13 protein-coding genes and 1 pseudogene are annotated in these 15534 nt (G+C 67.1%); 5 read left to right on the top strand and 9 right to left on the bottom strand.

Annotation, left to right across the window (positions count from 1 at the left end):
- Nucleotides 1–8: 8 nt before the first annotated feature.
- The 6 genes from CKJ85_RS10665 to rimP form a co-directional block, all read right to left on the bottom strand.
- Nucleotides 9–1052: a bifunctional oligoribonuclease/PAP phosphatase NrnA gene (locus tag CKJ85_RS10665; protein ID WP_095554297.1), complete on the bottom strand. Its 1044-nt coding sequence runs from the start codon at nucleotides 1050–1052 to the stop codon at nucleotides 9–11.
- Nucleotides 1052–1501, bottom strand: coding sequence for a 30S ribosome-binding factor RbfA (rbfA, locus tag CKJ85_RS10670; RefSeq protein ID WP_095554298.1), 450 nt, complete (start codon nucleotides 1499–1501; stop codon nucleotides 1052–1054). The genes CKJ85_RS10665 and rbfA overlap by 1 nt, the downstream gene beginning before the upstream one ends.
- Before the next feature lie 132 nt (nucleotides 1502–1633).
- A complete protein-coding gene (gene infB / locus CKJ85_RS10675) occupies nucleotides 1634–4552 on the bottom strand; it encodes a translation initiation factor IF-2 (protein ID WP_095554299.1) in 2919 nt (972 codons plus the stop codon).
- A gap of 121 nt (nucleotides 4553–4673) precedes the next feature.
- On the bottom strand, nucleotides 4674–4988 hold the full coding sequence (locus CKJ85_RS10680; RefSeq protein ID WP_095534785.1) for a YlxR family protein: 315 nt from the start codon (nucleotides 4986–4988) through the stop codon (nucleotides 4674–4676).
- A gap of 209 nt (nucleotides 4989–5197) precedes the next feature.
- Nucleotides 5198–6226, bottom strand: coding sequence for a transcription termination factor NusA (nusA, locus tag CKJ85_RS10685; RefSeq protein ID WP_095554300.1), 1029 nt, complete (start codon nucleotides 6224–6226; stop codon nucleotides 5198–5200).
- 39 nt (nucleotides 6227–6265) lie between these two features.
- Complete coding sequence (rimP, locus tag CKJ85_RS10690) at nucleotides 6266–6808, bottom strand: ribosome maturation factor RimP (RefSeq protein ID WP_095554301.1); 543 nt, start codon at nucleotides 6806–6808, stop codon at nucleotides 6266–6268.
- 31 nt (nucleotides 6809–6839) lie between these two features.
- Between rimP and CKJ85_RS10695 the strand changes: the two genes are divergently transcribed.
- Nucleotides 6840–7676, top strand: coding sequence for a hypothetical protein (locus tag CKJ85_RS10695; RefSeq protein ID WP_095554302.1), 837 nt, complete (start codon nucleotides 6840–6842; stop codon nucleotides 7674–7676).
- Between the two features lie 44 nt (nucleotides 7677–7720).
- On the opposite strand, the gene CKJ85_RS10700 is transcribed toward CKJ85_RS10695, so the two are convergent.
- A complete protein-coding gene (locus tag CKJ85_RS10700; RefSeq protein ID WP_095554303.1) occupies nucleotides 7721–9511 on the bottom strand; it encodes a proline--tRNA ligase in 1791 nt (596 codons plus the stop codon).
- A 31-nt stretch (nucleotides 9512–9542) separates the two neighbouring features.
- Here CKJ85_RS10700 and CKJ85_RS10705 point away from each other — a divergent pair, with 31 nt between their 5' ends.
- Entirely contained in the window at nucleotides 9543–10244 is a 702-nt protein-coding gene (locus tag CKJ85_RS10705; RefSeq protein ID WP_095554304.1) for a peroxide stress protein YaaA, read from the top strand.
- Here CKJ85_RS10705 and CKJ85_RS10710 read toward each other — a convergent pair.
- Both CKJ85_RS10710 and CKJ85_RS10715 read right to left on the bottom strand, forming a co-directional pair.
- On the bottom strand, nucleotides 10228–10473 hold the full coding sequence (locus tag CKJ85_RS10710; RefSeq protein WP_095554305.1) for a hypothetical protein: 246 nt from the start codon (nucleotides 10471–10473) through the stop codon (nucleotides 10228–10230). The two genes, CKJ85_RS10705 and CKJ85_RS10710, sit on opposite strands and share 17 nt — an antisense overlap.
- 169 nt (nucleotides 10474–10642) lie before the next feature.
- A complete protein-coding gene (locus CKJ85_RS10715; RefSeq protein WP_095545876.1) occupies nucleotides 10643–11155 on the bottom strand; it encodes a hypothetical protein in 513 nt (170 codons plus the stop codon).
- Between the two features lie 345 nt (nucleotides 11156–11500).
- Here CKJ85_RS10715 and CKJ85_RS10720 point away from each other — a divergent pair, with 345 nt between their 5' ends.
- The 3 genes and pseudogenes from CKJ85_RS10720 to CKJ85_RS10730 all read left to right on the top strand — a co-directional run bounded on the left by CKJ85_RS10720 (nucleotide 11501) and on the right by CKJ85_RS10730 (nucleotide 15376).
- Nucleotides 11501–13153, top strand: a complete 1653-nt coding sequence (locus CKJ85_RS10720; protein ID WP_095545877.1) for an ATP-binding cassette domain-containing protein — start codon at nucleotides 11501–11503, stop codon at nucleotides 13151–13153.
- A complete protein-coding gene (locus tag CKJ85_RS10725; RefSeq protein ID WP_095545878.1) occupies nucleotides 13150–14394 on the top strand; it encodes an MFS transporter in 1245 nt (414 codons plus the stop codon). The genes CKJ85_RS10720 and CKJ85_RS10725 overlap by 4 nt, the downstream gene beginning before the upstream one ends.
- Nucleotides 14391–15376 (top strand): annotated as a pseudogene (locus CKJ85_RS10730) (IS481 family transposase). The gene CKJ85_RS10725 and the pseudogene CKJ85_RS10730 overlap by 4 nt, the downstream one beginning before the upstream one ends.
- Nucleotides 15377–15534 lie beyond the last annotated feature (158 nt).

Consider the following 15534-nt stretch of genomic DNA (forward strand, 5'->3'; position numbering starts at 1 on the left):
CACTCTCCTTATCGGTTAGCGTTCGGGAAGTTTTGGGCTGCTGGCTCGTGTTGGGAGGCAGCGCGCTCTTCGCGCGTAGGCAGCGCAGCGATCAGGTCCCGCACAACCATGTCCTGCGATCCGTACGCCGTGTACCCCGCGGCCGGGATGTGCCCGCCGCCCCCAAGGGCCTGGGCCAGCTTGGATACGTCGATCACAGTCGAGCGCAGCGACACCGCCCAGTGCTTCGGGCCGTTCTGCTTGAGCACCATACCCACGTCGGAGCCTTCCAGCACGCGGGCGTAATCAATGATGGTTTCCACCGTGGTTTGGCTCATGCGAGCCAGCGCCTCCGCCGGAATGGTGAACACGCTGACAACGAGCCCCTCCTGGCGGAAATTCTGCAAATCCGCCAGCACTCCGCCCATGATCTGCAAGTCGCGGGGGCTTGCTTTGTCGATCAAGTCCATGGTGAGTTGCCGGGTGTCCAGGCCGTATTCCATGAGCTCGGCGGCAAGCGTGTGCATTCGCGGTGTCCCCCAGCGGAAGCTGCCCGTGTCAGTGACCAGCCCGGCGTACAGGCAGTACGCGATCTCAGAATCCAGCTCCACGCCAAGGTGCGTGAACAGCTCGCGGATAATGGTCGTGGTGGACTCAGCATCTGCGATGAGGTTGTGGGCACCGAAACCCGGGTTGGTCTCGTGGTGGTCGATCACCACGACCCGGTCGCGCTCGGTGTCGATCTGCTCGCGCAGCAGGCCGGTGCGGTCCACGGACGCGCAGTCCACGGTGACGATGAGGCCGTCTGCGGGCAGGTGCGACCCGTAGGTGATGTCGTCCACACCAGGCACAGTTCGCAGGTTGCCCGGGTGCGGATAGGTCTGCCCGATGTAGACACGGGCGTCCTTGCCCAGCTTGCGCAGCCCCGCCGCCAGGCCGCACGCGGAGCCGACCGCGTCGGCATCCGGCTTGATGTGCGCCACGACGGAGATGCGCTCCGCGCCGCGCAGCACCTCGGCGACGTGCGCCAGCTGCTCCCCGACTGCCGGGGTGTCCGCGAACAGTCCGCCCATTACTGACCGGACTCTGCGTCGCCGCTGGTCTTGTACGGGTTACCGTCTCCGGCCGGAGTGGCGTTGGCGCGCAGACGCGCGGTCTCCGCGTCGCGGGCGCGCGCCCGGTTCAACAGCTCCTCCATGCGAGCGGAGGCCTCCGGCACGGTGTCGAGCTCGAACGCGAGCGTCGGCGTGAAGCGCACGGCGAGCTGGTCGCCGACCTTCTTGCGCAGCTGGCCGCGGGCGCGGTGGAGTGCCTCCGCCGCCGCGTCGAAGTCCGGCTCCTCGTCGATGTCACGACCGCGCACTGTGTAGTACACAGTCGCGTCGTGCAGGTCACCGGTAACGCGAACGTCGGTGATGGTGACCAGCTCCAGACGCCGATCTTTGACCTCTCGCTCAATCGCAGACGCCACGATCGCGTGAATCTGCTTGGCAAGGCGCTGTGCGCGCGGGTTGTCAGCCATGTCATCATCTCCTTCTTCGCGTAAGCGTCTCTAGTCTAGACGCTCGCATGTGCTTATCGACGCCACGCTGCCCGCACCCCAGCGTCATGCCGGGGCCGGGCAGCGTACTTCCCTCTTTCTGCGCGTTGTGCGCTAGTCGCGGGGCACTTCGACCATCTCGTAGACCTGGATCTGGTCGTCCACCTGGATGTCCGGGTAGGACAGGACCATACCGCATTCGTAGCCCTTGGCCACCTCGGTGACATCGTCCTTCTCGCGACGCAGCGACTCGATCGTTGCATCCGGGGTGATGACGTTGCCGTCGCGCACGAGGCGCAGCTTCGCGCCGCGCTTGACGTGGCCCTCGGTGACCATGCAGCCGGCGATGAGGCCGACGGAGGATGCCTTGAAGATCTGGCGGATCTCCGCGGCACCAACCTCGCGCTCCTCGTAGATCGGCTTGAGCATGCCCTTGAGCGCGGCCTCCACCTGGTCGATGACCTCGTAGATCACCGAGTAGTAGCGGATCTCCACGCCCTCGTTGTTGGCCTCCTCGGTCGCCTTGCCCTCAGCGCGAACGTTGAAGGCGACGATGACCGCGTCGGAAGCGGCAGCCAGGACCACGTTGGTCTGGGTGACGGCACCAACACCGCGGTCGATGATGTTCACCTCGACCTCGTCGTCCACCTCGATCTTGAGCAACGCCTCCTCCAGGGCTTCCACCGAACCGGCGTTGTCGCCCTTGAGGATGAGGTTGAGCTGACTCGTCTCCTTGAGCGCCTGGTCCAGGTTCTCCAGGGAGACGCGCTTCTTCGTGCGCGCCTGCATCGCTGCGCGGTGGCGGGCGTCGCGCTGCGCCGCAATCTGGCGCGCCACGCGGTCGTCCTCCACCACGAGCAGGTTGTCGCCCGGGCCGGGAACGCCGTTGAGACCCTGCACCTGCACCGGACGGGACGGCTCGGCTTCCTGCACGTCGTTACCCCACTCATCGACCATGCGGCGCACGCGGCCGAAGTTGCCGCCGACGACGATGGAGTCGCCGACGCGCAACGTACCGCGCTGCACGATCACGGTGGACACCGGGCCGCGTCCGCGGTCCAGGTGGGACTCGATGGCCACGCCCTGCGCGTCCATGTCCGGGTTGGCGGTCAGCTCCAGCGCAGCGTCGGCGGTGAGCAGGACGGCCTCCAGGAGGTCGTCGATACCCGTGCCCTGCTTCGCAGAGATGTCGATGAACATGGTGTCGCCGCCGTACTCCTCGGGGATGAGGCCGTACTCGGTGAGCTGGCCGCGGATCTTATCCGGCTGTGCCTCCGGCTTATCCACCTTGTTCACGGCAACCACGATGGGCAGGTCCGCCGCCTTGGCGTGGTTGATCGCCTCAACGGTCTGCGGCATGACGCCGTCATCCGCAGCGACGACCAGGATGGCCAAGTCGGTCGACTTCGCACCGCGGGCACGCATGGCGGTAAACGCCTCGTGACCAGGGGTATCCAGGAACGTGATCTTGCGCGGCTCGTCCTCGAGGGTGACCTCGGTCTGGTACGCGCCGATGCCCTGGGTGATGCCGCCTGCCTCGCCGCGGCCCACGTTCGCCTTGCGGATCGAGTCCAGCAAGCGAGTCTTACCGTGGTCGACGTGGCCCATCACGGACACGACCGGAGGACGCTGCTGGAGATCCTCGTCGTCGCCTTCGTCCTCGCCGAACTGCAGGTCGAAGGACTCGAGCAGCTCGCGGTCCTCGTCCTCAGGCGAGACGATCTTCACCTCGTAGTTGATCTCCGCGCCCAGGAGCTGGAGGGTCTCCTCCGGCACCGACTGGGTCGCCGTGACCATCTCACCGAGGTTGAACAGCGCCTGCACGAGTGCCGACGCCTCCGCGTTGATCTTCTCCGCAAAGTCGGACAGGGTTGCGCCCTGGCGCAGGCGCACGGTCTTGCCGTCGCCGTCCGGGAGACGAACGCCACCGATGACGTTCGGCTTGTGCATCTCCTCGTATTCGGCCCTCTTCTGGCCCTTGGACTTGCGACGACGCCCCGGTGCGCCACCCGGACGCCCGAATGCGCCCGCGGTGCCACCGCGACGACCGCCGCGTCCGCGGAAGCCACCGCCGCCGCCACGGTTCGGGCCGCCCGGGCCACCACCGCGTCCGCGACCGCCGCCACCGTTGCCGCGTCCACCGCGGGTACCGGCAGCCTTCGCCGGCATCTGCTTCGGCGACGGAGCTGCAGCCATATCAGCGGGCGACGGACGACGGCCGCCACCAGCACGATTTCCGCCCTGGCGCTGACCGCCCTGGCCCTGGCCACCCTGACCCGGGCGCTGTCCGCCCTGGCCGCGACCACGGCCACCACCTTGGTTGCCCTGGCCCTGGCCGCCACGGCCGCCACCGGGGCGCGGCGCCGGGCGCGGAGCGGAGGTGTTGGACGAGAACGGGTTGTTCGCCACCTTCGGACGACCGCCCGGCTTTGCCACCGGTCGCGGCATCGAGCCCGGCGTCGGCGCAGCGCCCTGGCCCGGCTTCTTCGCCGCAGGCTTCGGTGCGCCCGGCTTCGGGGCGCCAGGCTTGTTCGCCGCAGGCTTCGGTGCACCAGGCTTGGGTGCACCCGGCTTCGGGGCACCGCCCTGCGCAGCCGGAGCGCCCTGGCCCGGCTTCTTCGCCGCAGGCTTCGGCGCGCCCGGCTTCGGGGCACCAGGCTTGTTCGCCGCCGGCTTCGCAGCCCCCGGCTTCGGAGCGCCGCCCTGCGCAGCCGGAGCGCCCTGGCCTGGCTTCTTCGCTGCAGGCTTCGGCGCGCCCGGCTTCGGGGCACCAGGCTTCTTTGCGGCAGGCTTCGCAGCCCCCGGCTTGGGGGCACCGGGCTTCGGAGCGGCCTTCGCACCGCTGTCGCCCTCGGCCTTCCCTCCGGATTCCTTCTCCTGGTAGTAGGCCGTCATCTTCTTCACCACTGGCGACTCAATGGTCGACGAAGCGGTCTTAACAAACTCGCCTTGTTCCTTCAACGTGGCGAGCAGTTCCTTGCTAGTAACGCCAAGCTTCTTGGCAAGCTCGTGTACGCGTAACTTTCCGGGCACGTGTCTCCTTGTTGTTGTGCTAGGAGACGGTGCCCGCCGAACCCGTGGCTCGTGCGGCTACCGACCCCTAGACGTGGTCATTGACTTTCATCGCTGATGCTGCTTCACGGTTGTGTACTCATCAGTGTTCGGTCTTCCTTACTTGCGTTGGGTCGTTCGCCAGATTGGCGAGGTACGTGTGTACATGACCTAGGTCCGCCGGAGCGGACAGACGGAACGCCCTACCGAAGGCACGGCGTTGCTCCGCCAGCTCGACTGCTTCCCGCGTCGGCGTGATCCACGCTCCCCTGCCGGGCAATGACCGGCGCGGGTCGGCGAGGATCCGGCCGGGCGCATCGGGGTCCTGAACGAGTCGCAGTAGCTCGGTGTCGGGCAGCACGTCGCGGGTAGCAATGCAGGTACGAGTACGGATGGGACGCTTGCGCGTAACGCTCATCCACAACCCTTCCTGTTGCTCGACGTACAGTCCTGCCCACACCCAACTACTGCGACCGGGAACGCGACACGTCTCGACGCACGGGAAATAAGCCGCGTCCTAGCCTACGCCATTGCGGCGCTAAACAATACTTACGGCGGTCAGCAGGGTTCCTGCCGGCCCCGGGGCATTGCTTGTCGACGCTCACGCGCTCCCCAGCTACGCCCCCGCTACTCCGCGGCTGCGTCCGTATCGGTGTCCGCGTCGGCGTCGGAGTGGATGTCAATCTTCCACCCCGTGAGTCGCGCTGCCAGACGGGCGTTCTGCCCTTCCTTGCCGATGGCCAGCGACAGCTGGTAGTCCGGCACGGTCACCCGGGCCATCTGCGCGTCGCGGTCCAGGATGTCCACCTTGACCACCTTGGACGGCGCCAGCGAGTTGCCCACGTAGGTGGCCGGGTTCTCGGAGTAGTCGATGATGTCGATCTTCTCCCCGCCCAGCTCCTTCATAATGTTGGACACACGCGCGCCGCGCGGGCCGATGCAGGCACCCTTTGCATTGACGCCCTTGACGGTGGCACGCACCGCGACCTTGGAGCGGTGGCCGGCCTCGCGAGCGATCGCGATGATCTCCACGGAACCGTCCTCAACCTCGGGCACCTCGAGCGCGAACAGGCCGCGCACCAGCTCCGGGTGCGTGCGCGACAGGTTGACCTGCACATTGCGCTCCCCCTTGTTCACGCCCACCACATACGCCTTGACGCGATCGCCGTGGGTGAGGCGCTCGCCCGGGATCTGCTCAGCGGGCAGGAGAATGCCGTCCTGCGGATCCGCCTCGGTGCCCAGCTGGACGATAGTCAGGCCGCGTGCCTCCGCGTTGGCGTCGCGCTGCACCACGCCGGAGACGACGTGGCCCTCGAACTCTGAGTAGGCGGTGTAGACACGCCCTGCCTCCGCTTCGCGCAGGCGACGCTTGATGGCGTCGCGCACCGCGGGAGCGCCGATACGGGAGAAGTTGACCGGCGTGCTGTCGTACTCAGAGACGACCTCGCCGTCCTCGTCCAGCTCGCTGACCATGACGTGCACATCGCCGGTGTCTGGGTCGATGTCCACGCGAGACTTGGTGTTTTCGTCCGGCTTCCCGTCGCGGTAATCCAGGTACGCAAACAAAAGCGCGCTCGCGATGGTGGTGAGCAGGTCGTCGACAGCGATGCCCTGCTTGTCCTCAATCACTTTGAGCGCGTTCAAGTCAATATTCACTTGTTGTTCCTTCCAGGTAAGCCGGGTGAGCCCCGGAGCTTACTCGTCTCCTACTTCTTCGTACGCAGCGTCGACCAGCTCCTGCTCGGCAGCCGGTGGCGCTTTGAACTCAATTTCTACCACTGCCTTCGGCATTTCGGAAACCAGGCGGGTTTCCACGCGCGGCTGCTTGGCGCCGCGCTCGATGAGCACGACACGATCCTCAGCATCGTTGAGCGCACCGATGCGCCACGTTTCCTTCTTTCCGTCGGCGTCCAGCAGGGCGACGGCGCGGCCACGGTTCCGGCGCCAGTGCCGCGGCGCGGTCAGCGGCATGTCCACCCCGGGTGTGGTCACTTCCAGGGTGTAGCCGGCGCCGAAGTTGAGGTCTCCGGCGGACTCGTGGGCGTCGAAAAGCTCGCTGAGCTCGTTGGAGACGACCTCCAGCTCGTCCAAGGTGGGGTGCTCGTCGCCGTCGAGGGCGATGACCACCTGAGATTTCTTGCCGGCGCGCACGGCGCGGATCTGCTCAACGTCCAGGTCGTGATTGCGCGCGATCGGGGCGACAATGTCCTCGAGCTGCTCGGGTGTAGGAAAAGCCATGGCCCCCACCCTATCGTGTACGGTTTTGCGGGTGAAGAAACTCGTCGCCCTCGCAATGTCCGCCCCCGTCGCGCTTTCGCTCGCATCCTGCGACGCACTCGATGTGGTCGGGCCGCGCCCCAACGCCGACCTCGTCGCGCTCGCCCAGCAGGCAATCGCCGATGAGCAGGCGCTTGGCGACGCCCCGCTCGCCCACACTCGCGCCATGCAGGCACAGCAACTGTTCGACGAAGTTGAGCGCCTCTGCGGCACCACCGAGTCCGGCGAGTTGCCGAGCACCTGCAAGGTGGAACGCACGCCCGGCGAGTCGGCGGGCAACCCCGACGAGGTGTCCGCGGCCGAGCACGCGGCGGACGCGCTTACGGAGGCAGCCGCGGACGTGCCGGAGGAATCCGTCGCGCTGGTGACCGCCCAGGCGATCGACTTGCGCGTGGCAGCTGGAACGGAGCCCGCTGCAGACGCAGACAGCGCGGACAGCACAGACTCCGAGATCACCAACGAGGCTGACCTGGACGCGGCCCGCGAGATGCTGCGCCGGGAGTACGCGGCGCAGTACGGCTTTTCCATGGCCACTGCGTACGCAGACGACGCGCTGGACCAGCGCCTCGAGGCGCTGCGCGACGCCTCCGACGAGCGCGTGCGCGCCCTCGTCACCGCGCTCGAGCCCAGCGGCGACGTCCCGGAGGCCGCCCCGGGCTACGCATTCGAGGGCGTCCCGGCGCCTGCCGACGTCGCCTCCGCCGGCGCCTACACGCAGACCCAGCAGCAGGCGCTTGTGGATCAGTGGCGCGCCACCGCCGCCAACGCCGAGAGCCCCCAGTTCCGCCGCCTGGCTATTCAGCTCGCCGCGGAGGCGCAGGAGGCGTAGCCGCAGGCGCGCGGCGCCCGCGGGGCAGCCACGCCCGGAGGGCGCTACTGCGCCAGCTGCTCCGCGACCAGCTCGCGGACCTTCGCCACGATCTCGCCGGCCGGCACCTCGAGGGTTTCGCCGCCGCGGATGCGCAGCTCCACGTTGCCGTCGGCGAACGCGCGGCCCAGGATCACGATGAACGGCATGCCCAGGAGCTCGGCGTCCTTGAACTTCACGCCCGGGGAGACCTTGGGGCGATCGTCGAAAAGCACCTCGAGGCCCGCGTCCGAGAGCTCCGCGGCGATCTGATCGCCGGCCTCGAGCGCGGCCTTATCCTTGTTGGCCACTGCCACGTGTACCTGGTACGGCGCGATCGCGACCGGCCAGACCAAGCCCTTGTCGTCGTGGCGCTGTTCGGCCACGACCGCCATCATGCGGGACACGCCGATGCCGTAGGAGCCCATGGTCGGCACGGCGCGCTTGCCGTTCTCGTCCAGGATCTGGACGTCCATGGCCTCGGTGTACTTGCGGCCCAGCTGGAAGATGTGGCCCAGCTCGATGCCGCGCGCCAGCCGCACGGTGCCGTTGCCCTCCGGCGCCGGGTCGCCCTCGCGGACCTCGGCGGCCTCGACGAAGGCGTCGACGGTGAAGTCGCGGCCGGCGACCAGGCCCACCACGTGCTTCTGCGAGGCGTCCGCGCCGGTGATCCAGCTGGACCCCTCGACCACGCGCGGGTCCGCGAGCACGCGCACCCCGTTGGCCTGCAGCGCGCGCGGGCCGACGTAGCCCTTGACCAGGAAATCGGAGTTCTTGAAGTCTTCGTCGCTGGCCAGCTCGAAGGTAGCCGGCTCGAGGGCTGCCTCCAGGCGCTTCTCGTCCAGTTCGCGGTCACCGGGCAGGAGGACGCCGGTGAGCTGCGGGCCGACCTTGTTGCCGTCCTCGTCCACCGCGCGTGGGTCATCCACCTTGATCATCATGCACTTGAGGGTGTCAGAAGCTTGGGTGGGCGCGCCGTCGATAAGCACCTGCTCCTTGTTGGCCCAGTCGACGAGCGCGTCGATGGTCTCGGCGGCCGGGGTGTCGTACTCCTTCGCCTCCGGCTGGCCCTCGATCGGGGTCGCGGCCGGCGGGACCGTGATGACGGCCTCCACGTTTGCGGCGTAGTCGCCCTCGGAGGAAACGACGAACGTGTCCTCGCCGTTCTCGCTGTACGCGAGGAACTCCTCGGACGCGGAACCGCCCATAGCGCCAGAGGTGGCCTTACAGATTTCGTAGCGGATCCCCACGCGCCCGAAGATGCGCTGGTAGGTCGCGCGGTGCTTCGCGTACGACGCGTCCAGGCCCTCGTCCGACATGTCGAAGGAGTAGCTGTCCTTCATCACGAACTCGCGGCCGCGCAGGATGCCAGCGCGCGGACGCGCCTCATCGCGGTACTTGGTCTGGATCTGGTACAGCGTGACCGGGAAGTCCTTGTAGCTGGAGTACAGGTCCTTGACCGTTTGGGTGAACATCTCCTCGTGCGTGGGTCCGAGCAGCATGTCCGCGCCCTTGCGGTCCTTGAGACGGAACAGGTCGTCGCCGTACTCATCCCAGCGGTTGGTCGCCTCGTACGGCTCCTTCGGCAGCAGCGCGGGGAAAAGCAGCTCCTGGCCGCCCATCGCGTCCATCTCCTCGCGCACAACGCCCTCGATCTTGCGCATCGTGCGCAGACCCAGCGGCAGCCACGAATACACGCCCGGCGCGGCACGGCGGATGTAGCCGGCGCGAACGAGCAGCTTGTGGCTGGGGACTTCGGCGTCGGCGGGGTCTTCGCGCAGGGTGCGCAGGAACAGCTGAGAGAGGCGTGTAATCATGCGCACAATCCTAGCGCTAAGGTTGTGAGCCATGCTTATCGTCCTCCCGCCTTCAGAGACCAAGGCGCCCGGCGGCCAGGATGCGCCGATGAGCGCGTCCTTTCCCGCGCTCGACCCAATCCGCTCTGACCTGATGCGCGACCTTGTGGCGCTCCCGGTCGAAGAGATGATGGCCGAGCTGAAAATCCCCGCGTCGAAGCGCGCGGAGGCGGAGGAAAACCTGGGGTTGGCCCAGGCACCTGTGATGCCTGCCATCTTCCGCTACACGGGCGTGCTTTTCGACGCCCTGTCCGCCCCCACCCTCCCCACCCCCTGCCTGGAGAGCTTGGCGGTGGGCTCCGCGCTCTTTGGCGTCGTGCGCGCTGGCGATATGATCCCCCGTTACCGGCTCTCCGGCGACGCCCGAGTCGGCGGCGCCACGCTGAAGTCGCGCTGGGGCACCGCGATTACCGACGTCCTCGCAGACTTCCCCTTCGTCGTCGACCTGCGCTCCGGCACGTACCAGAAGCTCGGCCCCGTTCCCGGCGCTGCCACAGTGCGCGTCGAATCCGTGCAGCCCGACGGGTCGCGCAAGGTAGTCAGCCACTTCAACAAGCAGTACAAGGGCGAGCTCGCCCGGGCTCTCGCGCTTCACGACACCACCGTCACCTCCCCCGACGACGTCGCCCACGTCGCCCACACCGCCGGCATGAGCGCGGAGGTCCACGGCGCCCAGGTCACGCTGGTTGTGTGACATACATTTCCGCGAGCTCGAGCATGCGGGTGACGGTGGCGAGGAACGCTGAGGCGTTCTCACGCAGCTGCTCGGGGGAGACGCGCACCACCAGGTAGCCGGCGTTCTGGAGGCGTTTCTCGCGCTCGCGCTCCTCGCGGATCGTCGTGTCGGTCGGGGCGAAGGTGGTCCCGTCGTATTTCTGCGCCCCAACGGTCTCGACGACGAGGCGGCCACGCAGCAAGTCCACGAAGTAGATTTTTGGGGAACCGCGATGCGCGCGTTGACCTGCCAACTGCCGAAGCCCGCCTGCACCAGGAGCGCGCGGGCATAGGACTCGTACGGCGACAGCGATTTATCAACCGCGTGCACGATAACGCGGTGCAGCGTCCCGATGCCGCGGAAAGGGCCCAGCCCGGCTACGGCCTCCCCTCGCGGAGCAGCCAGTCCATCGCAACGAGCCCTTCTGCGAAGCCGTGGCGCAGGGCGATCTCGAACACGGTTGTCATCAGGTCCGTCGTGCGGAGACGATCGAAGCTGCGAGGTGCAGCATTTCCTGGCGACCTATCCCGGTACACCACGCCCGACGGCCACTGCTTCCGAGAAGGTGCCTTCCCTCGCTGCGATACCAGCTCTACTTGTTCCGGCGTCGTCGCAATCACCCAGATACCGAGAATGCGCGCCGCCGATCGCCCGGACAACACGGCTTTCGGCACAGTACAACCGACCGCGTAAGCCGCCAGCCATCGTTTTTCGTGATAGCGCAGCTGCTTCCATTCAGCCACATTGATGAAAAAACGCGTTGAGACCTTACGAAACGCAGCCGGGCACCTGCGGTACGCGAGCCAATCTTGTTCGCACTTTCTGTCCATGAGCTTGTTCGCCAGCTCTTGCTTCCTCCCCGAATCCATACTGTTGTTTTTAGCAGACATCGCTTATTTCGTCTATCGGTTTGGGGTTGTGTGTTTCGGTGCGCTGCAAATGGCGCTAGCTCCATCTGGCTGCGCCGCCGACTCGCGACCAGGCGTTTTGGTCGCGGCGTCCTGCAAACGGAGCTAGCGCCATCCGGCTGTACTGACCGGGGACGTTAGTTGACTTGCGTGGCATCGCCCGGGCTCTGTATGCTCAGCCGCATGTACTCAGGAATCGCCTCGATGAAGCTGCGTTCCGTCCGCTGACGGCGGCGGGACCCCTTATGACCTCTCGTCTGCCGTCCTGGCCATCTGCCGGGCGGCCGCTTCGTGGTGCCCGGCTCCATGACGAGCTGAGAGTACGCAATGCCAACCACAGAACCTTTAAAGTCATGTGCCTGGATCGGGACATCCCAAGGGCCCGCTGCACACATCCGCGCTGAATCACTCCACCTGACACTCGGCGACAGGCCGCTGCTGAGGGAGACTGACGTCACCGTCTCCACCGGGTCGCGACTGGCGATCGTCGGCGACAACGGCCGGGGCAAGACCACCTTGCTCCATATACTGGCGGGGATCTTGAAACCAGACTCGGGAGTGGTGACCCGGGTGGGTTCCCTCGTCCTGGTCAAGCAGGACATGGCCACCGAGGGCGATCGCACGGTCGGTGACCTCATTGCCGAGGCGACCACCCAATCCAGAGCCGCACTGCAGGCCCTCGACGTGGCTACCGCGGCGCTGGCCGCGGGCGATGACGCGGCCGACGCCTATTCCGCCGCACTCGAGGCGGCCACGCGACTGGAAGCCTGGGATGCAGACCGCCGTGTTGACATCGCCCTGGCGGGCCTGAACGCCTGTAGCGACCGCGATCGGGTCCTGTCGACCTTGTCGGTCGGCCAGCGGTACCGGGTACGGCTGGCGGTCGCCCTCGGATCGTCCCCTGACCTGTTGCTGCTGGATGAGCCCACCAACCACCTGGACGCTGCAGGGCTGTCCTTCCTGACTGAGCGCCTGCGGGACCACCCCGGTGGCCTGGCCTTAGTCAGCCACGACCGCGCCCTGCTGCGCGATGTGGCGACCAGCTTCCTGGACCTCGACCCGACCCGCGATGGCCTTCCGCGCACCTACGCGGGCGGTTACGAGGGCTGGATCGAAGGGCGGCAACGAGAACGGGCCGCCTGGGAGCAAGACCATGCCGCCCAGGTCGCCCGGCATCAGGAACTGACCCGCGCCGCCGCCGACGCACGCTCCCGCCTGTCGCAAGGCGGTTGGCGACCCGACAAGGGAACGGGCAAGCACCAACGGGCCACGCGCGCTGCCGGGGTGGTCCAGGCTTTCAACCGCCGCATCGTGGACCTGGAGCGTCATCAGATCGACGTGCCAGAGCCACCGCTGCGGTTGGCATGGCCCATATCGACAGCGCGGACCGGTCAGAACATCGTCAACGGCTCCATGCTCACCGTGACTGGCCAGTTGACCACCCCGGTCTCGGTGGACATCAGCGGTGGAGACCGGTTGGTGGTCACCGGGCCGAACGGTGCTGGGAAGTCCACACTGTTGGGGCTTCTCGGTCGGCGACTGGCCCCAAGTACAGGTCAGCTGCGGGTGAACCCGAGGGTGCGCGTCGCCCTGTTGTCTCAAGAGGTCCCTGACTGGGACGACGCCCTCCCCGCACACGTGGTCTACGAGACGTACCTGGCCACGCAGGGCCGCCGATCACAGGCACCCTCCCTCGGCTCACTCGGGCTGCTTGAGCCCGCGGCAACCCGCACACTCGTGGGGCACCTGTCGCAAGGGCAACAACGCCGTCTCCATCTGGCCATGTGCCTGGCGGTGGACCCGGACTTGTTGCTCCTGGACGAGCCCACCAACCATCTGTCATCGAGCCTCGTCGACGACATCACCACCGAGCTCCTGCGTACCTCCTGCGCCACGATCGTCGCCACGCACGACCGGCAGATGCTCAACGACCTCACTGACTGGCCCCACCTCAGCCTTGCCCCAAAGGACCTGCCATGAACCCCCTTCGCCCCTTGTCCGTCCCCGGCTACCGACCGCTGTTTGCAGCGATGGTGCTCACCGTCTTCGCCCAGGGCGCCTGGGCCCTCTACTTAGCCATGCAGACCCTCGACCTGGGCGCCACGGCGGCCACTTTGTCGAGTGTCGTGGCGTGGAGCGGCATCGGCCTGCTCGCAGGATCCTTGCCCGCCGGGGTACTTGCGGATCGCGTCGCCAAGAAGTCCATCATCGTCGGCGTCCTCACTGTCAACCTCGCCGCCTCGACGACGACCTCCACCGCCGCCATCTTCGACGCGGCCACTTTCTGGATGCTGGCAGTGTCCGCGTTCGTCATCGGCGTCTCGACCGCCTTCTTCTTCCCGGCCTACACCGCGCTCGTGCCCGTCCTCGTGGGAAGCGACGACCTGATGGCCGTCAACGGGCTCGAAGGGACCACCCGGCCGCTGGTAGGACAGACCCTCGCCCCCGGCGTCGTCGGTGCCGTCATCGGCGCGAGCGTGCCCGCCGCGGGCGGGTACCTCATCGCCGGCGCGCTCGGACTCGCCCTGATCGCCGCCCTGCGGCTTCCTGCCCCTTGCTCAGCCGAGACCGACGCCGAAGCTCCGGCCACCTCTGCGCTGCGGGATCTGCTCGACGGGTTCGGCTACGTCGCCCGCACGCGCTGGGTTCGCTCCAGCGTGCTGTTGGCGGCCGCCATGGGCCTGGCCGTGACCGGCCCGCTGGATGTTCTCCTGCCCGCGCTCATACGCTCGACCCATGACAACGGTCCGGCTGTGTACGGAGTCGTCCTCGGAGCTCTGGGCGTCGGCGGTCTGGTGGGTTCCCTCGTCGCCGGCTCATGGCCCACCCCCTCACACTTCCTGCCCGTAATGGTCAGCGCATGGGCACTCGGCTGCCTTCCACTGGCCATCCCCGCGCTCACCAACAATCCGTGGATCATCAGCGCCGGACTCGCGGTCTACGGTGCGTCGATCGGAGTCGGGATGGTCATCTGGGGCACGGTCCTGCAGGAACACGTACCGCTGGAGATGCTCGGCCGAGTCGCCAGCCTCGACTTCTTCATCTCCATCGCCTTCATGCCACTGTCCATCGCACTCACCGGACTCCTCAGCCGACACATCGCCGCTGCCAGCTTGTTCATCGCCGCCGGACTCGTGCCGCTCGCCACGACGATCCTCCTTGCAGTCCTGGGGCAACTCCGAACGCCGCGGACGACGCCCGTCGCAGCAGGTGAGGAGTGATGCACGCCAACGCCACCCTGACACCTCGCCATCGGTTCAAGGTGACCCAGCTCGTCGTCGACGACGGTTGGCCCATCAGCGAAGTCGCCGCCCGCTTCCAGGTCTCCTGGCCGACCGTGAAGAGGTGGGTCGACCGCTATCGCGCCGGCGAGTCGATGCAGGATCGCTCGTCCCGACCGAAGACCTCACCGAACAAGACGGACAAGGCGACGACGAAGCGGTGCGTCAGCCTGCGGATACGGCTGCGTGAGGGCCCGTGCAGCTCGCCGCCCGACTCGGCATCGCGCCCTCGACCGTCCACCGCATCTTGGCCGGTGCCCGACTGAACCGGCTCTCCTACGTGGACCGCGAGACTGGCGAACCGATCCGCCGGTACGAACACCCCCACCCCGGCTCCCTGGTCCACGTGAACGTGAAGAAGCTCGGGAACATCCCCGGCGGCGGCGGCTGGCGCTACGTCGGCCGCCGCCAGGGCGACCACAACCGAACGGCGACACCGGGTAAGCCGAAGAGCAAGGGGCACAACCCCAGGCTCGGGTACGCGTTCGTGCACACCGTCATTGACGACCACTCCCGCGTCACGTACACCGAGTTCCACGCCGACGAGACCGCCGTCACCGCGGTCGGGGTCCTGCATCGGGCTGTGGCGTGGTTTGCCGATCGCGGCGTCGCCGTGGAGCGGGTGCTGTCCGACAACGGTGGCGCCTATCGCTCGCACCTATGGCGGGACACCCGCGAGGCCCTCTCGATCACCCCGAAGCGGACGCGCCCGTACCGGCCGCAGACCAACGGCGAGGTAGAGCGCTTCCACCGGACCATGGCCGACGGGTGGGCCTACGCCCGCTGCTACACCAGCGAGCAAGAACGACGCGACGCCCTGCCGGATTGGCTGCACCAGTACAACCAGCACCGCCCGCACACGGCCTGCGACAACCAGCCGCCGTTCTCACGATTGCTCAACGTCCCCGAGCAGTACATCTAGCCGACACACCGAACCGCGACCTGTGGTTTTAGTGTCATGTCTAGGGACTTTTTGGACAAGGAGTCCAGGAAGTTTTTGGACAGGATGTCTAGTAGCTTTTTGGACGCCTGCAGCGGTGGAATAGCCGGATGGCTATTCCACTACACAAGCGCAGAAAG

The sequence above is a fragment of the Corynebacterium sp. NML 150383 genome (genome assembly GCF_002285085.1).
Classification (GTDB): domain Bacteria; phylum Actinomycetota; class Actinomycetes; order Mycobacteriales; family Mycobacteriaceae; genus Corynebacterium; species Corynebacterium gottingense.